The 26,420-nt window shown below is 35.1% G+C and carries 21 protein-coding genes and 1 riboswitch; of the genes, 11 read left to right on the top strand and 10 right to left on the bottom strand.

Going from position 1 to position 26,420, the window contains the following annotated elements; genetic code table 11:
- Positions 1-7: 7 nt before the first annotated feature.
- The 5 genes from ACKXGU_RS02800 to ACKXGU_RS02780 form a co-directional block, all read right to left on the bottom strand.
- On the bottom strand, positions 8-1,336 hold the full coding sequence (locus ACKXGU_RS02800) for a DNA recombination protein RmuC (protein WP_463466557.1): 1,329 nt from the start codon (positions 1,334-1,336) through the stop codon (positions 8-10).
- Between the two features lie 78 nt (positions 1,337-1,414).
- Positions 1,415-3,142, bottom strand: a complete 1,728-nt coding sequence (locus ACKXGU_RS02795) for a tetratricopeptide repeat protein (RefSeq protein ID WP_463466556.1) — start codon at positions 3,140-3,142, stop codon at positions 1,415-1,417.
- Between the two features lie 107 nt (positions 3,143-3,249).
- Positions 3,250-4,047 (bottom strand): ABC transporter ATP-binding protein, encoded by a 798-nt coding sequence (locus ACKXGU_RS02790; protein ID WP_463466555.1) that lies wholly within the window; start codon positions 4,045-4,047, stop codon positions 3,250-3,252.
- A complete protein-coding gene (locus tag ACKXGU_RS02785; RefSeq protein ID WP_463466554.1) occupies positions 4,047-5,075 on the bottom strand; it encodes a FecCD family ABC transporter permease in 1,029 nt (342 codons plus the stop codon). The genes ACKXGU_RS02790 and ACKXGU_RS02785 overlap by 1 nt, the downstream gene beginning before the upstream one ends.
- On the bottom strand, positions 5,076-6,212 hold the full coding sequence (locus ACKXGU_RS02780) for an ABC transporter substrate-binding protein (RefSeq protein ID WP_463466553.1): 1,137 nt from the start codon (positions 6,210-6,212) through the stop codon (positions 5,076-5,078).
- A 68-nt stretch (positions 6,213-6,280) separates the two neighbouring features.
- A riboswitch (cobalamin riboswitch) is annotated at positions 6,281-6,547 on the top strand.
- Between the two features lie 64 nt (positions 6,548-6,611).
- On the opposite strand from ACKXGU_RS02780, the gene ACKXGU_RS02775 reads away from it, so the two are divergent.
- The gene (locus ACKXGU_RS02775) at positions 6,612-8,540 is read left to right on the top strand and encodes a TonB-dependent receptor plug domain-containing protein (RefSeq protein WP_463466552.1); all 1,929 of its coding nucleotides are present in this window, start codon (positions 6,612-6,614) and stop codon (positions 8,538-8,540) included.
- 44 nt (positions 8,541-8,584) lie between these two features.
- Here ACKXGU_RS02775 and ACKXGU_RS02770 read toward each other — a convergent pair whose 3' ends face one another.
- Entirely contained in the window at positions 8,585-10,009 is a 1,425-nt protein-coding gene (locus ACKXGU_RS02770; RefSeq protein ID WP_463466551.1) for a S41 family peptidase, read from the bottom strand.
- Between the two features lie 135 nt (positions 10,010-10,144).
- On the opposite strand from ACKXGU_RS02770, the gene ACKXGU_RS02765 reads away from it, so the two are divergent.
- The 5 genes from ACKXGU_RS02765 (at position 10,145) to ACKXGU_RS02745 (ending at position 13,156) form a co-directional block, all read left to right on the top strand.
- Positions 10,145-10,654, top strand: coding sequence for an RNA polymerase sigma factor (locus tag ACKXGU_RS02765; protein WP_463466550.1), 510 nt, complete (start codon positions 10,145-10,147; stop codon positions 10,652-10,654).
- The gene (locus ACKXGU_RS02760; RefSeq protein WP_463466549.1) at positions 10,641-11,114 is read left to right on the top strand and encodes a hypothetical protein; all 474 of its coding nucleotides are present in this window, start codon (positions 10,641-10,643) and stop codon (positions 11,112-11,114) included. Before ACKXGU_RS02765 ends, ACKXGU_RS02760 begins: the two co-directional genes overlap by 14 nt.
- A gap of 17 nt (positions 11,115-11,131) precedes the next feature.
- Positions 11,132-11,947: a DUF4252 domain-containing protein gene (locus tag ACKXGU_RS02755; RefSeq protein ID WP_463466548.1), complete on the top strand. Its 816-nt coding sequence runs from the start codon at positions 11,132-11,134 to the stop codon at positions 11,945-11,947.
- An 81-nt stretch (positions 11,948-12,028) separates the two neighbouring features.
- A complete protein-coding gene (locus ACKXGU_RS02750; RefSeq protein ID WP_463466547.1) occupies positions 12,029-12,592 on the top strand; it encodes a DUF4252 domain-containing protein in 564 nt (187 codons plus the stop codon).
- Positions 12,593-12,613: 21 nt separating this feature from the next.
- Complete coding sequence (locus ACKXGU_RS02745) at positions 12,614-13,156, top strand: DUF4252 domain-containing protein (protein ID WP_463466546.1); 543 nt, start codon at positions 12,614-12,616, stop codon at positions 13,154-13,156.
- 242 nt (positions 13,157-13,398) lie between these two features.
- Here ACKXGU_RS02745 and purB read toward each other — a convergent pair whose 3' ends face one another.
- Positions 13,399-14,742, bottom strand: a complete 1,344-nt coding sequence (purB, locus tag ACKXGU_RS02740; protein WP_463466545.1) for an adenylosuccinate lyase — start codon at positions 14,740-14,742, stop codon at positions 13,399-13,401.
- A gap of 126 nt (positions 14,743-14,868) precedes the next feature.
- Here purB and ACKXGU_RS02735 point away from each other — a divergent pair, with 126 nt between their 5' ends.
- Entirely contained in the window at positions 14,869-15,849 is a 981-nt protein-coding gene (locus ACKXGU_RS02735; protein WP_463466544.1) for a DUF1028 domain-containing protein, read from the top strand.
- Between the two features lies 1 nt (position 15,850).
- Here ACKXGU_RS02735 and ACKXGU_RS02730 read toward each other — a convergent pair whose 3' ends face one another.
- On the bottom strand, positions 15,851-16,414 hold the full coding sequence (locus tag ACKXGU_RS02730; RefSeq protein ID WP_463466543.1) for an adenylosuccinate lyase: 564 nt from the start codon (positions 16,412-16,414) through the stop codon (positions 15,851-15,853).
- Positions 16,415-16,452: 38 nt separating this feature from the next.
- Between ACKXGU_RS02730 and ACKXGU_RS02725 the strand changes: the two genes are divergently transcribed.
- The 4 genes from ACKXGU_RS02725 (at position 16,453) to ACKXGU_RS02710 (ending at position 22,471) form a co-directional block, all read left to right on the top strand.
- A complete protein-coding gene (locus tag ACKXGU_RS02725; RefSeq protein ID WP_463466542.1) occupies positions 16,453-16,923 on the top strand; it encodes a heme-binding domain-containing protein in 471 nt (156 codons plus the stop codon).
- A gap of 3 nt (positions 16,924-16,926) precedes the next feature.
- Positions 16,927-18,159: a glycosyltransferase gene (locus ACKXGU_RS02720; RefSeq protein WP_463466541.1), complete on the top strand. Its 1,233-nt coding sequence runs from the start codon at positions 16,927-16,929 to the stop codon at positions 18,157-18,159.
- Between the two features lie 155 nt (positions 18,160-18,314).
- Entirely contained in the window at positions 18,315-21,215 is a 2,901-nt protein-coding gene (locus tag ACKXGU_RS02715; RefSeq protein ID WP_463466540.1) for a PEP/pyruvate-binding domain-containing protein, read from the top strand.
- A 2-nt stretch (positions 21,216-21,217) separates the two neighbouring features.
- The gene (locus tag ACKXGU_RS02710; protein ID WP_463466539.1) at positions 21,218-22,471 is read left to right on the top strand and encodes a serine hydrolase; all 1,254 of its coding nucleotides are present in this window, start codon (positions 21,218-21,220) and stop codon (positions 22,469-22,471) included.
- Here ACKXGU_RS02710 and ACKXGU_RS02705 read toward each other — a convergent pair.
- Both ACKXGU_RS02705 and ACKXGU_RS02700 read right to left on the bottom strand, forming a co-directional pair.
- Complete coding sequence (locus ACKXGU_RS02705) at positions 22,458-25,298, bottom strand: Npt1/Npt2 family nucleotide transporter (protein ID WP_463466538.1); 2,841 nt, start codon at positions 25,296-25,298, stop codon at positions 22,458-22,460. The genes ACKXGU_RS02710 and ACKXGU_RS02705 overlap by 14 nt on opposite strands.
- Positions 25,288-26,268, bottom strand: a complete 981-nt coding sequence (locus tag ACKXGU_RS02700; protein ID WP_463466537.1) for a serine hydrolase — start codon at positions 26,266-26,268, stop codon at positions 25,288-25,290. Before ACKXGU_RS02700 ends, ACKXGU_RS02705 begins: the two co-directional genes overlap by 11 nt.
- Positions 26,269-26,420 lie beyond the last annotated feature (152 nt).

Raw genomic sequence — 26,420 nt, 5'->3', positions numbered from 1 at the left:
TAATGTATTATTCATCTTCCTCATCAATATCTGCACGTTTTAATATAGGTTCTGGGAGCGCCTTTTTGGCTTTGGCTCCCATTTTTTTCAATTTCTCTACGCGACTAATAATGTTGCCCTTGCCTTCAACTAGTTTATTCATGGCAGCCGAATAATCACTTTTAGCAGCATCAATTTTTTTACCGACACCCGTTAAATCACTAACTAACCCTTCAAATTTATCATATAGAGCACCAGCTTGTTTGGCGATTTCAAGGGCATTTCGTTGTTGTTTTTCATTACTCCACATGGTGTCAACCGTACGTAACGTGGCCAAAAGGGTAGAAGGCGTTACAATAACAATGTTCTTTTCAAAGGCTTTGTTATAAAGTGTATTGTCTTCATTTAAAGCAATGGCAAAAGCAGGTTCGATAGGAATGAACATGAGCACAAAATCTGGAGATTCCATATCATACAAATCCTCATACTTTTTATCTGATAGCTGACTGACGTGTTTATTAATAGAGTTAACATGCGCTTTTAAGTGTTGCGCTTTTTCCTCGTCTTCAGCATTGGCATAACGTTCATAATCAGTTAGAGATACTTTGCTGTCAATGATCATACGTTTGCCATCCGGCAAATGCAAGACTACATCTGGCATGACACGAGAACCATCTTCGCGATTAAAACTTTGTTGTACAAAATATTCGCGGTCTTTTTCCAATCCTGATTTTTCCAGAACACGCTCTAAAACCAATTCACCCCAATTACCTTGCATTTTACTATCACCCTTAAGGGCTTTGGTGAGGTTGTTGGCTTCTTTGGTCATTTGCTGGTTGAGATCTTTAAGTCCCAGTAACTGCTCTTTTAAAGCAGAATGCATACTAATGCTTTCTTTTTGGGAGTCCTCAACTTTCTTTTCAAAGGTTTGAATTTTTTCCTGTAAAGGATTTAATATTTGTTTGATATTTTCTTTATTCTGAAGTGTGAACTTTTCGCTTTTTTCCTCTAGAATCTTACTGGCCATCAACTCAAAATCCTTACGTAATTGCTCTTGCTGTTTTGCTAATTCTTCGTCGCGTTTCAGGTTTTGTTGTTGTAAATTTTCAAACTCCGTATTCTTACGGATCAGTTCGGAATTAAGGAATTCTTTCTCCTTGCGAATGTCCTCACGCTCCATTTCAATTTTATGCAAATTGTCTTTTAGCTCAACAATAGTATTGGATAGTTGGTTTTGACGTTCTTCTAGAGTACTGTTTTTCCCTTGACTTTTAAGTTTGGCAATCGTTAGGCCAATAAAAGCCCCAATACCACCAGAAATTAAAATAGCAAGGATAAGAATAATGTTGTCGTTCATTTACAATGCAAGTTTACTCAAAGATAAATTTTTACCTTGAGGATAAAAAGAAATGTAGTTGTATAAAATAAATAATTTTTAGAGCGCTGATGTTTTTATATCAATATCCGCATCAGCCCATGCTTTATTGAATTCCTGCATAATGGCAGCAGCTTCGTCTTCCTTATTTTGGGCAATCAGACTCTCATACAATCCCATTAATGACCAACCATTCTGTCTTAATTTTTTTAAATCTTCTAAATAAATGGATTCTGCTTCACCATATTTTTTTGCTTTCAAAAGAATGGCCCCTAAATTTTGTCTAGGTGGAATATGCCATGCAGATGGTTCATTATAGACCAGGTTGTCTTCCATTTCAACAGCTTTTTCTAGATGCTCTATGGCCAATTCTAAATGACCTTCTAGAGAAGCAATTTCCCCAGCAACCACTTCATAAGCCAATTTTGCAATCGTGGTTCCGTTATCAAATCCTGTAGCGACAATACTTTCCATGCTAGGATCTTTGACAAGTTGATCGATGGCTTCTAATTCTTCTTTGGCTTCTTTGGCATTATTCTTTCGAGTAAAAGCGATACCACGTGAATAGTGCCATATCAGTTTTAAATGTTTGATACTGTCATTTGGTTTGGGGTAGGTTAAAACATCGTTCCATTTTCCAAATCTGGTGTAAGCCAATAAAGGTGTTGCTGCAAAATTTTGTAAAAAATGTAGTTCCTCCATTTCACCCACTGGCACCTTTTCGGCTGTTTTTTTTGCCGCATCAATAGCTATTTCACTATTGCCCAATAAACTCGAAGCTGACCATAAGAAATGAATATTATGTGGATAGTATCCCAACGGATACATGCCTTGTGAATAGCATTGCGATATATAGTCTTCATCGGCCAGAATAGCTTGTTGATTGGCTAAAACAGCGTCTTTATAGCGACCAACCCGAATATAAATATGCGACGGCATGTGTACCAAATGACCCGCTGCAGGCATAAGAGTACCTAGTTTTTCAGCACTGGGAACGGCCAAATCTGGTTTTGGAAGTTCTACCATATGGATATAATAATGATGGGCTCCTGGACTATTGGGATTTATCTCGATAGCCTTCTCCAAAGCTAGTTTGGCCTCTGGAATATTGGGTGAAGGATTGCCATCGTTGTCCCAATAATTCCATGGCACTGTATTCATTACAGAGGCAGCATACAGTGTCAAAATATCGGAATCATCTGAAAATTGCTTCATCACTTTTTCCATTTCTACCATATAGTTTTGGTTCAATTCAGAAACGTCTTTATCTAATTCAGTCGAATATCTATGGGACAAAGCATGAATTAAAGCTTGTTCTTTTTTAGAGGCCATTGGTGCCAATTGAATAGCTTTGGCAATGGCTTCATTGTATTTGTTTTTTCGTTCATCATCGGGTAACGGGTCATTGATGTTAGGTCCCAATGTATAGGCTTGTCCCCAAAATGCCATAGCCAGTTTTGGATCTAATCGAGCTGCTTCCATAAAAGATCGGTGGGCTTCAGCATGATTAAAGGCATAGGTTAATCGTAAACCTTGGTTAAAGAAACGCTGGGCAAGTTCATTGTCAGTACTCACTTGATACGTATGATTTCCTAAATTTTCAAATAGGGGAGAAATTTGCTTTGTGGTGTCAACATCAGTCAAAAGAAATTTAGCAGGGGTACATTTAATGAAATTTAAGCCTACTTTTTCAGTCGGATAAGTTTGATTTTTTTTATTGAAGTTAATCAAGAGGAGACCGCAAATAGCGATGGACAAAAGAACAATGAGTGCGGATTTGTTTTTCATGACATTTGAATTAATGGTTAATAGTAGTAGATACTTAATTCAAAATGTAGTTTAAAGGCTTGATAACGAAGACACTAAATTTAGTGAATTAAATTCAGGATTAAAAATTATTTATTTACGCGAAAACTGCCTGTTTTATCATCAAAAGCAATCATATCCTCTGGAAACAGTTTATTGAAAATCCCACGAGATATCAAATTACAGGGATCATCTGAAATTACTTCGGAATCTGTCATAACAATCATTCTGTCACATAACTGAATGGCTAATTCTATTTCATGAGAAGAAAATAAAATAGTTTTATTGGTTTCTTTGGCCAATGTCTTTAAGAGTTTTAATATGTAAGCCTTATGATACATATCCAAATGTGTTGTAGGCTCATCAAGTACAATGATGTTGGTATCTTGTGCTAGTGCCCTAGAAATCATGGCTTTTTGTAATTGTCCATCGCTTAATTCAAAACACTTTTTGTTTTTTAGTTGTTGGATATTGGTTTGAATAAGGGCATTTTCAATTATTGAAATATCTTCAGAAGCAAGACTACCAATCCAATTGGTATAGGGTTGCCTTCCCAAAGCCACCAGTTCCAAAACGGTTAGATTTTTAGAAGCTGGTGGTTCGGTCAATACCAAGCTTAAAATTTTAGAAAGTTCTAAAGGACTAATTTGGGCAAGCGATTTGTTATTAATAAAAATGGAACCATTAAGTGGCTCCTGTACTTTTGTAAGTGTTCTTAATAAGGTGGATTTACCTATGCCATTGGCACCAACCAAACCAACCAACTCACCTTGACGTAATTCCAAATCAATATGGGATGCAACAACAATTTGATGCTTTTTTGAAGCATAACCGATTGTAAGATTTTCGGTTTTAAGGATGTTATTTTGATTTTTCTTATGATTCATTAAAACAACATTTTACGTTTTCGGACTAATAACCATATAACAACCGGAGCACCAATTAATGATGTTATGGCATTAATAGGTAGTGTGTAGTCACTCATTGGTAATTGGGAAATGCTATCACATATAAGCATGACTATAGCTCCAAATAAAAAAACAGCAGGTAACAAAATTTTATGGTTAGCGGTTGTGAAAATTTGCCGAACCATATGAGGGATAGCCAATCCAATAAATGCAATGGGTCCGGCAAACGCGGTTATGGTTCCTGCCAATAAACTTGTAGCAATGATAATTATAATGCGACTTTGGTTTATGTTTAAACCAAGGCTTTTGGCATAATTTTCACCTAGTAAAAGCGTGTTCAAAGCCTTAATGGACAAAATACTCATTAATAGTCCAACTAGATAAATGCTAAAGAAAATGGACAACTCATTCCAGGAAAGATTTCCAAGACTTCCAAAGCCCCAAAAAATGTATTGTTGTAATTGTTCAGCTGAACTAAAATAGGATAATACACTCACTACAGCCGCTGTGATACTACCAAACATCAATCCAATGATCAGAATTGCCATAGTGTCTCTTACTTTTAACGAAACTGCCATGACGGACAGTAACACCAAAAAACTACCCAAACTCGCAGCTATGACCACACTCCATTTTGAAACCAAAAGTATGGCAAAACTTCCTCCAAAAATGCCAGCACCCAGAATCACAATGGCAACACCTAAACTTGCACCAGAGCTGATACCTAAAACAAAAGGGCCTGCTAACGGATTTCTAAAAAGGGTTTGCATCAATAATCCTGAAACGCCTAGACCAGAACCTACCAGAAGCGCAGTAAATGCTTTTGGTAGTCTATAATTGTGAATAATGTAATGCCACGATTCATTATCTATAGAAGCAAATAAACTTTTGAAAACTGATGACAGTGGAATTGATACTGAACCCAGGCTAATGTTACCTAAAAAGCATATAAATAGTGTTACCACTAAAATCGTAAATGGAAATTTGTATGTATTGTGATTAGGCAATTATTGTAGCGGTTTAAAAAAGTGGGTTTCGTATTCAGGTAATAATTCTGGGTGGCAAACTTTTATGATGTCTTTTAAAACCAAATCAGGTCTAGCAGTACCTTCTTCATAATAGGTAACACCACCAGTTGGGCCTGTCGTGTTTACAAATGAATAAACATGCGTATTCTTAAACGCATTGAATTCAGTATAATGTTCATTAGCATCTTTAAGGGCTTCCAATGAATTGTAATAAGAAGGACTTAACCATATATCAGCTTGTTTTGCTTTATTAAATACAGCTTCAAAATTTAAGGCTAAACTCCCTTCACCGGAAACATCCTGCCAAAGGTAATTGACATTGGCGTCTTTTAGCAGTTGCGCTTCCGGACTGGTGCCACTTGGTAAATACCAAACGTCTTTATGTAAGGCACCGCTTAAAACTGTTGGGGATTTTTTAACTTTTGAAGCCAATTGTTTAGCATCAATATAACCTTTTTTAATGGTATTGTAAATAGAATCAGCTTTTTGGGGTTTATTGAATAATACTCCAAAAAATTTAATCCATTCTGCTTTGGCTAAAGGAGTTTCTTCTACCCAATCACCATTGTATAGGATGGGTATTCCAGATTTTTTAATAGTTTCAAAAGTTTTATTATTACCATCAATGCCAAAACCAACAACGACTTCTGGCTGTAGCTCTAGTAGAACTTCGGTATTGATACCATCGTTTTTCCCTAGTTCTCTGATGTTTCCAGAATCTATCAAAGCACGCGTTTTTTTAGAGGATATATAGTCGACACCAGGAAAACCTACCAAGGCTTGTTCAACGTTCAATAGTTCTAATGCTGGGATATGCGTTGTGGAAGTCACAACTATTTTTTCTACAGGTATTGAAATAATACCGTCAAATTCATCTTTGTTTAGAGTTATAGTCGCTAGGTTTTCTCTTGGAATTAAAGCATACCTAAACGTCTTATCCGCTTTTGGCCAAGGGTTTTTGATACTCAATATGGTATAGTTCTCATTAGTCTGAATGTCAAAACCTCTAGCATTTTCAGAGGTATTGCTAAAAGGGGGTAATTCTCGAGTTATGCCTTTGTCTTCTTTACAATTAAAAAGAACCATGAGGATCAGTAAACTAAACAGTTTTTTCAAAATATCTCTAATTTCATTCAAAAATAATATTATTTCATTTTATAGCTAAAACATATATTAGAATGTTTACATTCGCACCGAATTTTGGTTTGAGTTTGTTTTCAATCTCGATTAAAAGGGAATCAAGTGCGTTGATTTACGAGTTTAGATTTCAGATTTATGATTATTACAATCGTAATTCGCCAATCGTAATTCTACAATTCTTGAACTGTTCCCGCAACTGTAAGCTACCAAGCTTTGTGTTACACTTCAAATGTCACTGTTACGCTATGCCGTAATGGGAAGACCAATACAAAGACGCAAGTCAGGAGACCTGCCAAATTCAAAAAAACAAGTCGAACTTTCGGGATAAAAGTTTGAGTATGCATTACCATACTTTCTCGAACAATTAATTTTAAAATGAACAAAAAAACACTGTTTTTTGGTGTGCTTTGTGCTACATCAATTTTTGGATTTGCACAGCAGCAAAAGGATTCTACACGAGTAGAACAATTAAATGAAGTCGTGATTACCGACTCAAAATTTAATCTTAAGCGTGAAAATTCTGGTAAAGTGATTACCAAAATAACACAAGAAGATCTTCAGCACCTACAAGGAAAAACCATAGCTGAAATTATCAATACAACAGCTGGAATTGAAATTAATGGAACTAAAAGTAATGCTGGACAAAATTTAAATTATTACATCCGAGGAGGGAGGAATAGGCAAGTTTTGATATTAATTGATGGTGTTGCGTTGACAGATCCTTCTCAAATAGCCAATGATTATGATTTACGTTTACTGAATCCAGACCAAGTAGAAAGTATTGAGATATTAAAAGGTGCGTCGAGTACTTTGTATGGTTCTGGAGCAGCAACAGCAGTTATCAGCATTAAGTTGAAAGAAGCTTCAAAAAGTGCCATTTCGGCTGATTTTAAAAGTGTATTTGGAACTAACCAATCCCAAAATGACAGTGATTATGCTGTAGAGGATTTTAGAAATAGTATTTCAGTAAATGGAACTCTTGGCAACTTTAATTATTTAGCAAGCTTTGGTAATCAGTTTACTAATGGTTTATCGGCTTTGGAAACGGGAACGGAATCTGATGCCTATAATGCCATCAATGGTAATCTGAAATTGGGTTACCAATTTTCAAATCAATTTAAATTGCATGCTTATGCCAGTTTTGATAAGTTCAAAGCGGACTTTGATGACGCTTCAACTTTTACAGATGCAGACAATTCTTCAACAAGTAAGCAGTATCGTGTCGGGATTGCCCCAGAGTTTAGCTACAAAAAAGGGAGCATTACTTTAAATGCTGCTTATAATGATGTTGAACGCGTTGTGGCTTCTGGTTATCCAGCGGAATATACTGCAACCAGTTTGGTTGCAGATATGTTTAATAGATATCATTTTAACAACAAATTCTACACAATTTTGGGTGTGAATTTTCAGGAAAACGACATGGAAAGCTATCTAATTCCATTTGGATCGAACAATTTAGAGCAAAGTATTGATCCAGAAACAGCAACATTTAGTATCCTTGACCCTTATGTTAATGTGGTTTATATTTCTGAATTTGGTTTGAATGTAAATGCTGGGGTTCGTTTAAATAATCACAGTGAATATGGAAGTCATTTAGTTTACAGTTTAAACCCGTCTTTTAAGAAAAAATTCAATTTTGGTTACTTAAAAGGAATGGCTAGTTATAGCACGGCTTATATTACACCTTCATTGTATCAATTATATGAACCCGCTTACGGAAATGCCGATTTAAAACCTGAAGAAAACGAAACGATTGAACTTGGTATTGAAGCTGGAATTAAGGATAAAGCAACGTTTAGTTTTGTATATTTTATTAGAAATGAAAGTAATTTTATTGACTTTGTTGATAAGGGAAATTTCGTGTATCAATATGACAATGTAAATGAAGATTTTACTACGTGCGGTTTGGAATTCGTTGCTAACTATAACATTACAAAAACATTACGGTTAAATGCCAATGTTACCTATACTCAAGTTGAAGACCATTTGAATTTGAGAATTCCTGAACTTAAAGGAAACGCCCGATTAGACTATAATCTTTTTAAAGATACATTCTTAAGTTTAGCTTATCAGTATACAGATGAGAGACGTGAAGGTTATTTCAATAATATGACGTTTTCAACAGAAGATGTGACTTTAGAAAGCTATAGCCTGTTAGATTTTTATGCGAGTCATACAATTTTGGATGGTAGGCTGAAACTATTTGCCAATGTAAACAACATACTAAATGAAGAATATCAGGAATTGTACGGATATTCAACTAGGGGACGTAACGTAAATATCGGATTTAATTTAAGTTTATAATGGAAAAAATCTGGTCATTGAGCGAATCGCCATGACCAGATTTTTTATTTTTCTACATACATATTGTCTTGTAATGGTGTGAAATCACTTTTACTGCCAATAATTTTTAAGGGCTCAAAAGTTTGACTAGCAATGCGGCTGTTGTCCTCAATATGCTGTAAGGCAACTGATAGTAACAATTCGTTTTCGTCTCCCAATACACCCATATTGGCGTAATTTTCAGAGACCAAAATATCAGGATCCAAACCATTGAAATAATCAGTAACTCCAGCAACATTCACCGACTTGAGTACCAAAGGCTGCATGGCATATAAATGAGAAGGATTGGCACCGCTTCTCCTAAAATCTGGAGAATCATAGAGCGTGATAGAAGCTTGATATTTTCCAGTTGTTGAAGTTCCAATTTGTACAACATCTAGGTATGGCCTTAAACAATTAATCACCAATTCACTGGCTGATGCTGAACGCTTGGTTGTTAAAATATAAACACGATTGAGGTTGAGAATATTTAAAGGAGTCCCGTCATCATTATTGGTGAATCTGTTTGTTGTTGATTCAGGTGACAATTGTGCTTGAATATCACTGTTCCATTCTTCTGTATTAAATACTTCACCATTTCTACCTGCAATCATACTGGATAATAAAATGGCTGTATTGACAGAACCACCTGGATTATAGCGCAAATCCAAAACCAAATCCTGAACATCGTTGCCTAAAAAATATCCAAAAGTATCATTTAATTGAGAATCAAAATCCCGAGTAAATCCATTATAAACCAAATAACCAACATTTCTACCAGCCACATTAAAAACATCTCTTTTAAAAATAGGGTTTTCGGTATAAGGTGACTTGGTAAGTGTGATACTTTGTCCGTTTGGTGTTATACTATCATCACTAGGCTCTGGAGTACCATTATCATCATAAGTTCCTAAATTAATAGTATAAGTATTGCTACTCAACAAGCTTTGATAATTATCAAGGTTCAGAGGCGTACCATTAATGGCATAAAAAATATCACCACGTTGTACCCCTTGATTGGCGGCATTCGTGTTTGGTAACACGTACCCGACATACCCAAAAACATCCGAGGCACCAGTTTGCCGCTCCACGAGGCCAAAATCCATTCCATTGTTTTGCGTGGTGCCATTTAAAAAGGCCTCCAAAGCTATATAATCATTGGTAATCCAGCTAAATCGGTCAATTGTTGCAGGTTGGTAAAGTAAATTGTAGAATAAGTTTTCGGGTGAACTGTAACTATTTAAAAAATCTTTGTATTCACCCTCACTATTAAAACGATTATTCGATAAATCGTCAACATTATCTTTATAGAGGTAATAAAAGTTTAATCCGCGCCAAACAAAATCATTTAAATCTTCAACTGATGCTGGATTGTCATCAATATCTTCGAAACACCCTATAAACAATAAGGAAATAACAATTAGAGATAATTTAAAAATTGATTTTTTCATAGCTATATGGTATTCTTTTTCACCTTAAAAGTAATTACTTTATGGCATAATAAAAATTATTTGTAACAAAATTAATAGTTGTTCGTCGTAATGATAAATACCCACAAAAAGGGTAATTTTAACCAACCACAACTTATGACACAGAGTGAATTTTTAAATATAGTCATGCCTTTTAAGGATAAGGTATTTCGTTTAGCTAAACGATTACTGGTGTCCAGAGAGGAGGCTGAAGATGCCACTCAAGAAATATTGTTGAAGTTGTGGAACAACAAAGCAAAAATTGAAGAGTATAAAAATGTGGAAGCATTTTCGATGACCATGACAAAGAATTTTTGCTTGGATAAGTTAAAGTCCAAACAGGCTCAAAACTTAAAAATTGTACATAGCAATTATCAAGATCACAGTGTTTCTGTACAAAAACAAGTTGAGTTAAATGATAGTTTGGATTGGGTAGGAAAGATTATTGAGGACCTACCAGAACAACAAAAAATGGTTATCCAGTTGCGGGATATTGAGCAGTATGATTATGATGAGATAGCTAAAATGTTGGATATGAATAATACGGCTGTACGCGTGGCATTATCACGAGCCAGAAAAACAATAAGAGAAAAATTAACTAATACGCATAGTTATGGTATTAAATAATATTGAAAAGTTACTTGAAAAGTACGAAAACGGTGAAACAAGCCTAAAAGAAGAGCAACAGTTAAAAAGCTATTTTTCTCAAGAAACTGTAGCGCCACATTTAGAAATGTATAAACCCATGTTTACGTATTTTTTGGTAAATGAAAAAGAACAGTTCACCAAAAACATTCCATTAAAAACTAAAAGAGTATTCAACTACAAGTGGATTTCTGTAGCTGCAGTGGCCGTTCTTTTAATCAGTGTTTATTTTGCAAACCCATTTGGAACTCCAGATGATTTAGGTACTTACGATGATCCAGAAATGGCTTATAATGAAGTAACCAAGGCATTGGAGTTAATTTCTGCAAATTTTAACAAAGGTGTTGGTAAAGTAAACTACTTAAATAGTATGGAATCAGGAATGTCTAAAGTTGGCTATCTGGATGAAATGCACAATACCACAAAGAAAATTTTTAAATAACACTAGAACAAAACAAAATGAAAAATAAATTAATATTCACACTCATGGTCATGGTCATGATACCATTGACTTCCATGGCACAAGATATATTTGCCAAGTACGACGGAAATCCGGATGTTACCTACATTGATATCAAACCTAAAATGTTTCAAATTTTAGCCAAAGTAGATGTTGAGACAAATAGTCCAGAAGCTCAAAATTTTACAGAAATGGTCAATAGTATAACTAGTTTAAAAGCTATTGTTACTGGAAAACAAGCGGTTTCATCGGATATTGCTAATTGGGTAAATTCCAAATCTAAAAGTTTAGAAGAGTTAATGGAGGTTAGAGATGAAGGTACTGTTGTTAAGTTTTTTGTCAAAGATGGTAAGGAAGCTGATCATGTTGAAGAACTTTTAATTTTTGTGAATGGTATCAGTAAACACATGGATGGTACTCAAACGAATAACGATACCAAAAAGCGCAACATTGAAACAGTTGTTGTGTCATTAACGGGAAATATTGATCTGAATCAATTAAATTTTGATTTGATAGGTGATCAAGTTCAAATGAAAGAATCTTCAGCAAATATTTTAACGGAAGACAGTATGATTTTTAAAGATTTAAAAATCTATCCTAATCCATCACAGGATATGGTAACAATTGACTTACCATCTGAAATAGAAAATGATGTCAATATAACGGTTTTAAACGCTCAAGGAAAAGAAATACAGAATCATATCATAAATGCAGAAAATAACACTTTAAATGTTTCCGATTTACAAGCTGGAGTCTATCTCATTCAAATCAAATATGATGATTCACGTGTTGTGAAACGCTTCGTAAAACAATAATTCAAACATCAAAAAAAGAAAAAAATTCAATTACCTAATAGAAAAACAATGAAAACTCAAATAAACTCTAAAACAAAAACAATGAAAAAGTATACAGTAACCCTATTAATGGCAATTATGTTATTACCATTAACATCTATGGCACAGGATATTTTTGCCAAATACGCTGAAAATCCGGATGTAACCTACGTGTCTATTAAACCAAAAATGTTTCAAATGTTAGCGAAAATGGATATCAATACGGATGATCCTGAAGCACAAGAGTACATTAAAATGGTAAACAGTATTACCAGTTTTAAAGTAATTACTACCGATAACAAATCTATTTCAACAGATGTAACCAGCTGGGTGAATTCACGTAAGAATTCTTTGGAAGAATTAATGGTTGTGAAGGATGATGGTGTCAACATGACTTTTTATGTAAAAGAAGGTCGTGATTCTGACCACGTTAGTGAATTCCTAATGTTTGTTGATGGTTTGAGCGCCATTACCAAAGATGCCAACATTGAAATGAATGGTAAAAAACGTGAGTTTGAAACAGTTGTCGTATCACTTACTGGTGATATTGATTTGAACCAAATTTCAAAATTGACTCAAAAAATGAACATCCAAGGTGGTGAGCATTTAGAAAACAAGAAAAAGTAATTTCATTTAAAATTAAGATAGATGAAAACATCAATCAAAACAATATTGTTCGGTTTACTAGCATTATCCATGCTGGTAAGCTGTAACAATGGGCCATCATTACAAACGTATTTTGTGGACAATCAAGAGTCTGCTGATTTTATTACTGCAGATATACCAACATCTTTAGTGACTTTACAGGAAGATTCGCTTACAGAAAGCCAAAAAAAGGCCTTTAAATCATTAAAGCGATTAAACTTTTTAGGTTACAAGAAAAATGATAACAATGAAGGTGTCTATAATGCGGAACTAACAAAGGTGAAAGCCATTTTAAAGGATGAAAAATATATTGACTTAATGGAGTTTAGTGATAAAGCCATGAAGTTTGATATCAAGTATATTGGAGATGACGATTCGGCCGATGAGGTTGTGGTATTTGTTAATTCACCCGATATGGGCTTTGGGATAGTACGTGTTTTGGGAGATGATATGCGTCCCGAGAATATGGCAACTTTGGTTGATGCCCTTCAAAAAGCTGATTTTGATGAATCGCAATTAAACGGCATTACTGATTTTTTTAAATAAACAATTAGTTTAATATGTTAATTAAAAAAGTGACCGGTAGGTCACTTTTTTTATGATTGTTTGTCTTGGTCGTCTTTCAAATGAACCCAAATAATATTGAGTAGTATCATTATCAGGCCAAACAATAGTAAACCAATAATGGCGAAATTTTCCAGTATGCCGAAAATACCAGATACTACAAAAAGGATCGTGACTGCTAGGCAGAGTATTATGGATTGTTTGTCGGTTAGCATAACAAAATGCTAAATACCAGTGTAATTACTTGGTGAAATAGCCTTTAGTTCTGTTTTTATTTGATTTGATACTTCTAATGTATCAATAAAATTTGAAATGGCCATTTTATTGATTTTGTCGTTGGTTCTGGTCAATCCTTTTAAAGCCTCATAAGGGTTAGGGTAGCCTTCTCGTCTCAAAATGGTTTGAATGGCTTCAGCAACCACCGCCCAATTATTTTCAAGATCTTCAGCAAACTTGTCTTCGTTCAGCAATAATTTGTTTAATCCCTTTAAAGTTGATTTAAAACCTATTAATGTATGTCCAAAAGGCACACCAACATTTCGAAGCACCGTACTGTCAGTGAGGTCACGTTGTAAGCGAGAAATAGGGAGTTTGGCTGATAAATGCTCAAACAGCGCATTGGCAATACCCAGATTTCCTTCGCTATTTTCAAAATCTATGGGATTCACTTTATGTGGCATAGCTGAACTGCCCACTTCACCAGCCTTAATTTTTTGTTTAAAGTAATCCATGGAGACATAGGTCCAAATGTCACGATTCAAATCGATGATGATGGTATTTATACGTTTCAAACAATCAAACAAAGCAGCCATATGGTCGTAATGTTCAATTTGGGTTGTTGGAAAGGAATGGTATAGGCCTAATTTACCTTGTACAAAATCAGCTCCAAAAGTTTTCCAATCCACTTCAGGATAAGCAACTTTATGTGCATTGTAGTTTCCAGTAGCTCCACCAAATTTAGCAGCACTTGGAATATCATTCAATAAATTGAACTGTTCTTTTAGGCGTGTAGTAAAAACGGCTATTTCTTTACCTAATCGTGTTGGCGAAGCTGGTTGACCATGGGTTCTTGCAAGCATGGATACTTTGGACCATTCTTCAGAAAGCGATTGGAGTTTTTCCAATACCAATGCATATTCAGGAACATAAACATCATTCATGGCATCTTTAATACTTAACGGTATGGCCGTATTATTGATGTCTTGAGAGGTTAGTCCAAAATGGATAAATTCTTTGTATTTGGAGATGTTTAAAGCATCAAACTTTTCCTTAATAAAATATTCTACGGCTTTGACATCATGGTTTGTCACCTTTTCAATGTCCTTGATAGCTGAAGCATCAATAGCCGTGAAATTTTTATAAATGGTGCGTAAATCTTCAAATAGATTCGAATTGAAATCCGCCAGCTGTGGCAACGGAATTTCACACAAAGCAATAAAATATTCTATTTCAACTTGAACGCGATATTTAATAAGGGCTTCTTCTGAAAAATAAGGTGCTAATTTTTCAACTTTATTTCTATAACGACCATCAATAGGAGAAATGGCATTCAAAGATGATATAGACATGATTTATTTGTGTTTTTTGAAGTTGCAAAGATAGTTTTTTTCGGTGTAAGAGTGAAGTTAAAAGCATGAAGATTTTGAGTAAACACCTAATTATTTGACTATATTTAGGTACTTAAACATAAAGCCATGAAAAAATATTTTTTACTGTTTTTGGTATTTCTACCTGCCTTAAGTTTTTCTCAATCATTTAAAAAGTCCGAACCTTTTACACACACGTATTCCATTGTGGCTCGTGATTCTGTTACTGGTGATATGGGTGTGGCTGTCCAATCGCATTGGTTCAATGTTGGTGGCATAGTCATTTATGGAGAAGCAGGTGTTGGTGTTGTGGCCACGCAATCTTTGGTTAATCCCAGCTATGGGCCTAAAGGATTAGCATTGATGTCCCAAGGATTAGATCCGCAGCAGGCTTTGAATGTTTTGTTGGCAAATGATTCGGGTCAAATGTATAGGCAAGTCGCTTTTTTAAATTCAAAAGGGCAGGTTGCTGCACATACCGGAAATTTATGCATTGCTGAAGCAGGACATCGAAAAGGAAAAAACTTTTCGGTTCAGGCCAATATGATGTTGAATAATACGGTTTGGGATGCCATGGCCGCAGCTTTTGAAGAAGCAACAGGGAGTTTAAGTGAGCGTATGTTAGCAGCTATGAAAGCGGCCGAAAATGAGCGCGGTGATATCAGAGGAAAACAGTCTGCAGCTATTTTAATTGTTAAAGGAACATCAACAGGAAATTCATGGGAAGATACGGTCATGGATTTACGAGTAGAAGATCATGAAAACCCTACTCAGGAGCTGGAACGTTTGATACAAATTCATAAGGCCTATGATTTTATGAATAAAGGCGATTTGGCTATGGAAAAAGGGAATTCCGTTGAAGCTGAAAAACTTTATTTAAAGGCCCAAAAACTATTTCCTGAAAATTTGGAAATGCAATATTGGTATGCGATAAACTTGCTAAACAATAAACAGTTTGATAAGGCTGAACCTATTTTAAAATCAATTTTCAAACAAAATAATGACTGGAAAACCTTGACATCTCGATTAATAGTGAGTAAGCTACTAGCTGTCTCCAATGAAGAATTACAACAAATATTAAGTTGGTAAATTAGTTTTTGATTTTTTTGAGTATTTGGCGAGCACGAGCTTTAAATCCGGAGCTTTGCATCTGGTAATCGCGTTCTAAAATCAAAGCTAATTCGGGGTGAATCCAATCGTAGTCCTGTCCGAGTAAATAGAGTGTATTCATGGCATAGGCTTTGGGAGCTATTTTTTCATCGTTAATCATATAATCAAAACACGCTTCTATAATGCGTTCCTTGTGAACAGGATTTAAAGCGGTCTTAATTTTGTTATCGGTTTTCGAATAATACGCTTTTACCAAATATTCACAAACTTTCGCTACTGGTCGAACTGCGGGATCTAAATAAACCTTGTGCATATGTTCAGTAAACCTATCTAAAAATGGTATGGAAGCTTCTAAATTTTCGCCACACATAAATTCGAAGACCCAAGCCGCTCTGCAAGAGACCTTATCATCGACCATAAAAAGTATGTCTAACAACTTGGAAATCAGGTCGGGATTTTCAATAACCAAATTGGCATAATGCAAGCGTTTTTCGCGTGAATGGTTTACATAATTTAATTCTTCGTAAAGTTGTTCGGTAGTCACGAATATTTTCTATTTTTAAAAATCTAAAATTACATAAAATGAAAATAATCAAGAAACTCTTAATCATACTGTTAGTCCTATTTGTAATAGCACAATTTTTTGGCCCTGAAAAGAATGATGGCGATTTGGCCATCGATGCTTTTTTGAGCGATACCAATCCGCCACAGGATGTTGCGGCCATTTTAAAGGAAAGTTGTTATGATTGCCATAGTAATGCAACAAGATATCCTTGGTATAATAACATTACACCAGTCAATTATTGGTTGGCAGACCATGTAGAACATGGCACCAAGCATTTTAATGTGTCAGTTTGGGGAGATTATTCTACAAAGAAGAAAGACCATAAACTGGAAGAATTGATTGAAATGGTTGAAGAAAAAGAAATGCCTTTGGAATCCTATACCTGGACTCATACAGAAGCTAAATTAACGGATGCACAAATTCAATCGGTTATTAATTGGGCTCAAGCTGTCAGGGTTAAATACGGATTAGAAGCCAAGCCAGAATAATCCATGCCTAAATTACTGATCATAGGCTACGTTTGGCCAGAACCTAAAAGTTCTGCTGCTGGCTGGCGTATGATGCAGCTCATTGAAACATTTCAGTATCTAAAATATCAAATTACATTTGCCAGTCCATGTGAAAAAATGGACAATGCCTTTGAATTGAAAGAATTGGGAATTGATTCCGTTTCGATCGAAGTTAATTCCAGTTCTTTTGACCATTTTGTAGCGGCATTCCAACCCCATGTTGTATTGTTTGACCGTTTTATAATGGAAGAACAATTTGGCTGGCGTGTGGCTGAAAATTGTCCTAATGCTTTGCGAATTTTAGATACTGAAGATTTACACGGACTTCGTAAAGGGAGACAGTTAGCCTTTAAAGATCAAAAAACCTTTGACATAACCTATTTAATGAATGATACCTTTAAGCGTGAATTGGCGAGTATTTATAGGTGTGATTTAAGTTTGATTATTTCGGAGTTTGAAATGGATTTGTTAGTTCATGATTTACAGGTTGATAAATCGTTTTTGGCTTATTTGCCATTTATGGAAGATAGGTTAGAAGAGGATCATACTGCAGAACTGCCAAGTTTTGAATCACGTCAACATTTTATAACCATTGGTAACTTTTTACACGAGCCCAATTACCAGGCGGTTTTGTATCTTAAACAGACTATTTGGCCATTGATTAAAAAACAATTGCCAAAAGCCGAGTTACATGTTTATGGTGCTTATGCCTCACAAAAAGTAACCCAATTGCATAATAAAAAAGAAGGTTTTATCATCAAGGGATTTGCTGATGATGTTAATCAAGTCATGCAACAAGCTAAAGTGTGTTTGGCTCCCTTGCAATTTGGTGCAGGATTAAAAGGGAAACTCATTGATGCTATGAAAAATGGTACACCATGTGCCATGAGTGCCATTGCAGCTGAAGGGATGTTTGGTAATTTAGTGCCTAATGGATTTACTGCAGACGACCCGACCAAATTTACTGAAGAAGCGATAAAACTTTATACCGATGAGTCACTTTGGAAGACTAAACAAGAAAACGGCTATACGGTTGTAAACTCGCGATTTAATAAGAAAACCCATCAAAAAGAATTTATAGCACGATTACAAGAATTGCAAGAAAATTTAATAAACCATAGGTTGCAAAATACAATTGGGCAAATACTCCAACACCAAACCCTACAAAGCACCAAGTATATGAGCAAGTGGATAGAGGAGAAGAATAAATCTTAAAATTTAAATATTTTTATAAGTTATCATATAAATTGATCAAGTCAATTTTCGTGTAGGTGTCTGTTTAATATTGAAAAGATAATCACAAAGGATAAGCAGTAAATTTTATTTTATTGTTTAACTTTATACAGTAACTAACCAAATTATTGTAAACTATGGACAGATTCCTGTTAAGCTTATCATTTATTTTCCTCTGTTTCGTTTTTGTTCACGCTCAAGAGGTTCCTACATACGAAGTGGATTATGATTATGTAAAATCGTTAATTGCAAATTATAAAAAAGATGTTAGGGGTCCTTACAAGGATATTAGGTGGTTTTGTGACGATGGCACTATTAACATGCCCAAGGAGCCCTGTGAAGATGGAGGTGTACAGCATGCAAGGTATAGGGATGAAGTTGTGGAATTGGGAACCAAAAGCCACGTATTTTTAGGACAAATTTTGGCATCGACCGATTTTGAGGAGTTTTGGGATAAAACAAATTACCATTCCAGAATAAAACAGTACATGCTCGGGAAGTATTTAGAGTCTGTGGATGATGGTTGGATAAATAGACGCGGCCGTTTTTATAGAGGTGCCATTCAAGCGGAAGATGAACAAGCTTGGGGAAAGGATTTTTTTAATTGGGTATTAAAGAACGATGACAACCTCTTAAAACATTTTTATTTGTTGCGTCAGGCTGTGAAGGATATCCCTCATTCTGGAGATGATAATGTGGCGCAACTTATGCGAAGCCAATCAAAATATATTGCCGATAACGAAGATGCTTTCATGAAAACCCGTATTAAAATTCACGGTCAACCTGAAAAAGCCGATATCGAACGTGTTAAACAGTTTAAGCAACAGCACCAAGCATCACTGACAAGTGATTTGAATAAAAAACTGGATGAACTTGTGGTTACTATGGAGCGTTTTTTTTCTCCTGTTAAATTGTCATCGTTGGAAACGTTAACCAATGAAATCAGTAACAAGGAAATAGCTGATTATTTAAATAATTATATAAATGGCTATAAAGATGAGACGGTAAAGGAGAGGTTGGGTGCAACATCTGAGACTATGTGGTACATTCGTGAGAATATTTTGTCCGAATCAAGTGCGCAAGGACGTTTGGCCTTACTGGACATATCCTTGAAATTGGAAGCGTTGATAATTAATGAAATCAATGAATTTGACGTGGAAAATTTAGACCAACTGCTTGATAAAGTGTGTCATTTAAGTACAGCGTCAGCCAGTTCTGGATACACCGAAATATGGGAATGGGATAAATTACAGGGGCAATTGACAAAATCCAACACGTCAGAATTGACCTTAAATGAACTCAACAGGATTTTGATAGCTGCCCGAGATCAATTGGAATGGGGAACGGGTAAAAACAGTGCGGTTTTTGAAAATGTTGTAAATGTGTATGGAAATTTTGAACCACTGACACATGGGTTTTTGGATGATAGGATTCGCGGTTCTGTTGCCCTTTATTTAGGGAATGCCATTGGCCAATTGGGGAATCTTATTGTTGATGAATCCTCACTCAATAATCGTGTTTTGGATATACCAAACCAAAGCCATGTTCATGGTCTAAATCCAGGATATGCACTTGGGAAACTTGTGGTTGTCGAGGGGTCTAGTGAAGGTTTGGAAGTTGACCAAAAAAATATTTACGTGTTTGACAGACCATCATCAGACTTAAAGCCCATTTCTGGAATTCTAACCGTTTCTGAAGGAAATTTGGTTTCGCACGTTCAGTTATTGGCAAGAAATCTCGGAATACCAAATGCAGCTGTGTCAAGTGAGAATTTGCAAAGTATGAAAGCCTTTAATGGACAAAACATATTTTACGCTGTGTCCAACAAAGGTACGGTGATTATGAAGTTGGAAAAAGATATGACCGAAGAAGAAAAAGCCTTGTTCACAAAAAAGGAGGTCACACACGATATGATTACGGTGCCCATTGAAAAAATCCGTCTGGACAAAACAACAACTATGAGTCTCACTGAAGTCAATGCACAATCGTCGGGTATTTTTTGTGGCCCAAAGGCGGCTAATCTTGGTGAATTAAAACAAAATTTTCCGGATCATGTTGTTGATGGTTTTGTTATTCCGTTCGGTATCTTTTTAGACCATATGAAGCAGTCTATTCCTAATTCAGATAGTACCTATTGGGAATATTTAAACAGTATTTTCAATACGGCCAGACAAATGGCCCAAGAGAATAAATCGGAAAAGGATATTGAAGCGTATCAACTAACTGAATTGGCAAAATTGCGAGATCTCATTCTGCAAATGCCTTTAAAGGATAGTTTTATGGCAGATATCGAAAATTCCTTTAAAAATATCTTAAACAAACCTTTTGGGGAACAAGCTGTGTTTTTGAGAAGTGACACCAATATGGAAGACCTGAAAAGTTTCACTGGAGCCGGACTAAATTTAACCTTGTTCAATGTTTTGGAAAAACAGAGAATATTGGATGGTATAAAAGAAGTTTGGGCTTCACCATATACCGAGCGTAGTTTCAAATGGCGACAAAAATATTTAACAAACCCAGAGAATGTTTATCCATCCATAGTGGTTATTCCTGGAGTCAATAACGATTGTTCTGGGGTTATGATAACCAAAGGTGTGACAACAGGAAATACTGATGAAATTACTACGGCTTTTAGCCGTGGTGTAGGTGGTGCGGTAGATGGTCAGGCAGCTGAAACGTGGTCCATTAAAAATAACGGCCAACACACTTTGATTGCACCGTCAAGAGAACCGTTCTACAAGGCTTTACCAAATCAAGGAGGGACAGTTAATATGGCGACAACATTTCATGAGCCAATACTGAAGTCTAAACATATTTCCCAGTTAAATGCCTTAAGCAAAGAACTCAATAGTAAAATGAATGAAAAAGGTATTAATGGCCCTTTTGATATGGAACTAGGGTTTAAGGACGATAAAATATGGTTGTTTCAAGTTAGGCCCTTTGTAGAGAACAAAAAAGCTGTAAGCTCCACATATCTGGAATCAATTACACCAAAAGTAGATTTAAATAAAACTGTTTCACTAAACACAACCTTATAGATATGAAAAATTTAAAAGTCTTATTAATTGTATTGGTCTGTATGGGTTTTACACTAAAAGCAGAATATCCAATAGATGGGTATAGCCTGACTGGAATAAAGCGATTAGCCTATTTAGAAAGGGTGAAGAGTGGTGAAATTTCTAGCGATAGAATTCCGGAAGGTGCATTCCGTCCTCTTGATTCCATAAAATTAAATCTAAATGACAAAAGAGGGAAAGCCATTAAAGGCATTCCTGAAACCGATTCTGATTTGCAGAAAAAAATAGACCATTTATTTAATGGTTTGGATAAGAATTATTCCATAGCAGTATTGGATATGACCAAAGGAAAACCTGTGCGTTATGCCGATCATCGGGAAACCGCACAATACCAACCAGGGAGCGTAGGTAAGCTTGTAGTTTTGGCAGCTTTCTTTACTGAACTATGCGATCTTTATCCCAATGATTTTGAAGAACGCCGAGCATTATTGAAAAGGAAAATAATTACAGCCGGAAAATGGGCATTGCATGACCATCATACCATTCCGGTATATGATTTGGAAACCAAAAAATTAGTAAAACGAACGGTGCGCGATACCGATACGTTTTCCTTATATGAATGGTTAGATCATATGGTGTCTGTTAGTAATAATGGTGCAGCTAGTGTTGTTTGGAGGGAAGCCTTATTAATGCGTGTGTTTAAGGATAAATATCCGGATTTGACATTTGAAGAGTCTGAAGAATATTTTAAAAGCATGTCAAAATCGGAATTATCTGAAATGGCTATAGAGATGGTAAATGAACCACTTCGAGAACTGGGTATTTCTGAAGACGAATGGAGATTAGGTAAGTTTTTTACAAGCGGAGCTGGAAGTTATATACCTGGAAGAGGTGGTAGTATTGGAACAACCAACGGGCTTATCAAGTACATTCTGGCTCTAGAAAAAGGCGAGCTGATAGATGAGCCAACAAGTTTGGAAATGAAACGGTTACTGTACATGACGGATAGGAGAATACGATATGCCGCCTCAAAAAAATTGGATAGTGCAGCAGTTTACTTCAAATCTGGAAGCCTTTACAAATGTGATCGGGATAAAAATCCAGATTGTGGCAAATATCAAGGAAATGTTTATAATTACATGAATTCTGTTGCCATAGTCGAGCAACCAGATGGCTCACGTTATGCCGTATGTCTAATGTCCAATGTGCACAATAAAAATTCAGCGTATGACCACTTGTCATTGGCGTCAAGAATTGATGCCATCATGCGGGAGTAAATTGGGTTTTAAGGTAGTTTAAGGTGCTTTTTGCTTGTTGTTTTACAGAATGGTGAGGATCCTCAATTACTAAATATATTAGTGGTATAAAACGCGTGTCATTTGTTTTTTCAATCAAATATAAGACGGCATGTTTTATTTTTATATCATGTAATTTTAGCAAAATTTCATAACATTCATAATCAGTATATTTTTTTAAATTGAACTTCCTTATCAGATCATCGGTTATCTGATTGTCAATAAAAGCGGATTCCGCTATAGGGATGAGCTCTCGTTTTAATTTGCTGTCTAAGATATTGTCAAGAAATTCTATGGCATTTACACGTTGGGTTTCATCGCCTTTTAAAATAATATCTGCAATGGGTTCAATTTCTTCAGGAATGAATTTTAGTCCCAAAAACTTAAAAATTCGATGCAATTGTTTATCCAGTCTATGTTCTAGAATTGTCATTAACCCTTTTCTTGCCTCAATTTCTGAAGCGTTCTTTTCTTGATTGTTTATTAGAATCTGTGAGTGAATTGATGAAAGAGTCAATTGGTACATGTGACATTCATCTAAAATCTTACTCAATACAAAATGGTTTTTGATTTGTAATTTCTTGTTGCTCCATTTTAGGCGCTGCAGAGATTCTATAGCTTCAATAGATATGGCATGTTCTGTATGGTCTATAAGACTTATGAGGACTTTTATAGCTTCAGTAGAATCGAATTTTTCTATTATTTTTGGTATAAATAAGGCGTTTTTTAGTTCAATTTTTTCTGAAGTGGTTTTGGAAGCTAAATATTGAATGATATTACTTCCATAATTGTACAAGCCTGTAATGGCATTCTCCCTATGCTGTTTATTTGACAATAGTTTTACGATGGAATCTACGGCATTGAAGTCTTTCAGCTTGACAGCATTGTCTATGGCTGCATTGACTATTTCAGGAGAGTCACTTTGCAGGCATTTTGTAACTATATGATTGTAACCTTGAATTCTTGAGTTTCCTATAACGTTTAAAATAGTAATAATCTTATTTGTCTTTTCTTTGGAAGTTTTCATTAGGGCAGACGTTTCAATTGCATGGTCAAGCCATTTTTGCAATTTGTATTTTTCATGCGTAAGCTGCTTTTTGTTTAACTCCAACGACATGCCTATAAGCACGGCATTCTGAACACTATCGTGTGTGTCTTCAAAATATTTGTTTATGTAGAAATATGGATTTTTTCTATGCCTACTTAAAACATATCGAAATGCATCTATGGCAATTTCCTGATCAGGATATAAAATTAATGGTTCTATGGAATCGGATAAATCTTGGGTATTTAAATAGTATAAACTTTCAATAGCCTGCGCTTTTATCTTATCCGATTCATGGTGTAAAAGAGGTTTGATTGAATTAAAAAAGCGTTCATCAGGGCTCTCTATAACTCGGTTGAGCATGTGAAGGATTTGGGACTCTGTACCTTGTTTGAATATCCAATTTACAGTATCTACAATAGTATTTATAGGGACTTCTTTTTCTTGCTCCTTTTTTTCAGCATGATGATGGTCTGTGCCTAGCAGGTTCTTAAAAGATTCAATGTAGGCCTTTTTCAATTTATATAAAAAGGACATCCATAGTAATATAAAAGCTATAATAATTATTGTTACATAGGTATTGGGAATATTTAACCCATTTATGATAAAAATTAATAATAAACCGGCCAATCCAGTCGCAATACTATCTATGACAACATCGATAAATGTTTTTGTCTTTTTCTTGAGTTCTATTGGAATAGGAATGGATAATAATTCAACCGAAGCTTTGTTAACGGATTGTTTTAAACTACCATCAGCAATTTTTATAATGATTACCACCCATAGTTCTGGAAATATCAATAGTAGAATAGAAGCAATTAGGATGCCTATTGGCAATAGAAACACCGAATTACCAACACCAAATCTGCCAACAACCCTTTTGGTAATGAAGAGCTGAATGAAAAGGGAAACAACACTCAATGTCGAGAACCAAAAGCCAAAGAACGCTGTTAGCTCTTCAGGGTTTTCAATGAGGTCTGAAGCGTAATGGCTGTATTGGTAATCTACCAATTTGGCAACAATGACACTTAAGCCAATTGTCAATGCTATCCATGACAATAAATAGGATTGTTTAATAAGTTTAATTGGTGATTCTCCTTTAACAACAGTACTGCGGCTTTTTGTGACAGCACTATCTTGAAAATGAACCTCATTTTTCCAAATATATCTTGAAATAGGAATGCAAAAAAGTAATAGTCCAGCAGCTATATAGAACAAATAGGGTGTTTCTATGAACTGCGAAAGTAAACTGGTTAAATAACCGCCAAATATACCTCCAGCAATAGCCCCAGAGCCTATGAAACCAAATACTCGTTTGGCTTCCCTGATGTTATAAACTAAATTGGTCAATATCCAAAATTGAGAGGTTGTCAACAGACCAAAAATAGCAACCCAAATGTATGGTATATACATTAAGTACCCTAAATTTATTCCCGAATTAAAGGCTAATGCAAAAACAATCAATGAGCCAATACAACCTAATAATGTATATTCAATAATTTTATTTAGAGCGAATTTCTCCAGTGCTTTGTCATAGAAATAAGAGCCAACAACAGCAAATAGTGCTGTGAAAATATAACCAATTGGTAAAGCGTTTGCGGTAAGTTCTGAAAGAAACAGCGAATTAATGGAAGGCTTTACAATTAAAAGGGTTGTAATGAGTATGAAAATATAAAGTTGTAGAAGTAGGGTTTTCCGCAACTCATTCTCATCTAAATCAAAAACTTTAAGTAAGTATGATTTAAACGTATGGTTATTGGTCATTTTGGTTAAGTTTTAGCACCTTTTCAACAGGAGATACTAAATTACGAATAATTTGTTCACCATGTTCGTTATCAATTAAGGCAACTAAAATATATTTTCTTTCCTCATCCCAAACCAAAACAGAATCTGAATGCCAATTCTTCCAGGAACCAGACTTTCTAAAAACACGTGCATGGGGAGCTATTTTGTCTAAAGCATAAACAAATTTATGATGTAGTTCAGGATTTTCCATTATTTTAAGCATGTGTTCTGAACGCTCCCTGGTAACTAATCTTCCATTCGCCAATAGATAGTAAAAACGGCATACTTGGTTAACTGTTGCAGCATGACTTAAATTTTTTAAAGGCTCCCTATTTGTAGGGCCAGAAGCAGCATAGCGTTTACCTACCCAAAGTCCGCCTCCATTTTTAACGTCATAAAGATTGTATTCGGCTTTGGTTAATACGCGTTCAATTTTATCATATCCAACCAAGTCAATTAATCTTGTAGTTGCTTGATTATTAGATTTGCTTATCATTAAGCGCATATCAGAATATATTTTCTTTGATTCTGGTAATTCACCGTTTTCCAAGGCATTTTCGGTAGTTAGTAAAACAGCAATCTTCGGTAAACTGGCTGCATACATCATTTCATTACCATTTAAAGATGCAAAACGTGGTTTTTCAGGATTGTTTAAATCAACAACTCCAATGGACATTTTTTTTGTTTCAATTAAACTTTTCCAGTGCTTGTTTTTTAGGATAGCTTGTTCCAGCTCAAATTTCAATTCTGAATTCTCATAATTAAGCAGTGGCTGAAATTGACCATCGGGTATGTTTAAGGGAAGTTTTGAAAAATCTAAAGCTGTAACTTCAGTTGTAGGTCTTTTGGAAAATGGCCTATACTTTAAATCTTTTTTAGAGATTCTTCCATGACCTAAAAATAAAGTCGTGAACAGCACTAAAAATACTATGATAGATTTGGTTTTCAATATAATTTTAATTTAAAATCTTCAAAAGTCGAAATTTTAAATCGACAGGCAAAGATAAGTTAAAATTTAATTCAAAAATGAAATTTAACTAAAATTTATAGTTATTAACATGTTGATAGTCAGCGGTGTTATTTAAGATATAACGTATTTTG

Source organism: Hanstruepera sp. CR43, assembly GCF_055227665.1.
The sequence above is the reverse complement of the archived record's forward strand: the minus strand, read 5'-3'. Positions and strand labels throughout refer to the sequence as shown.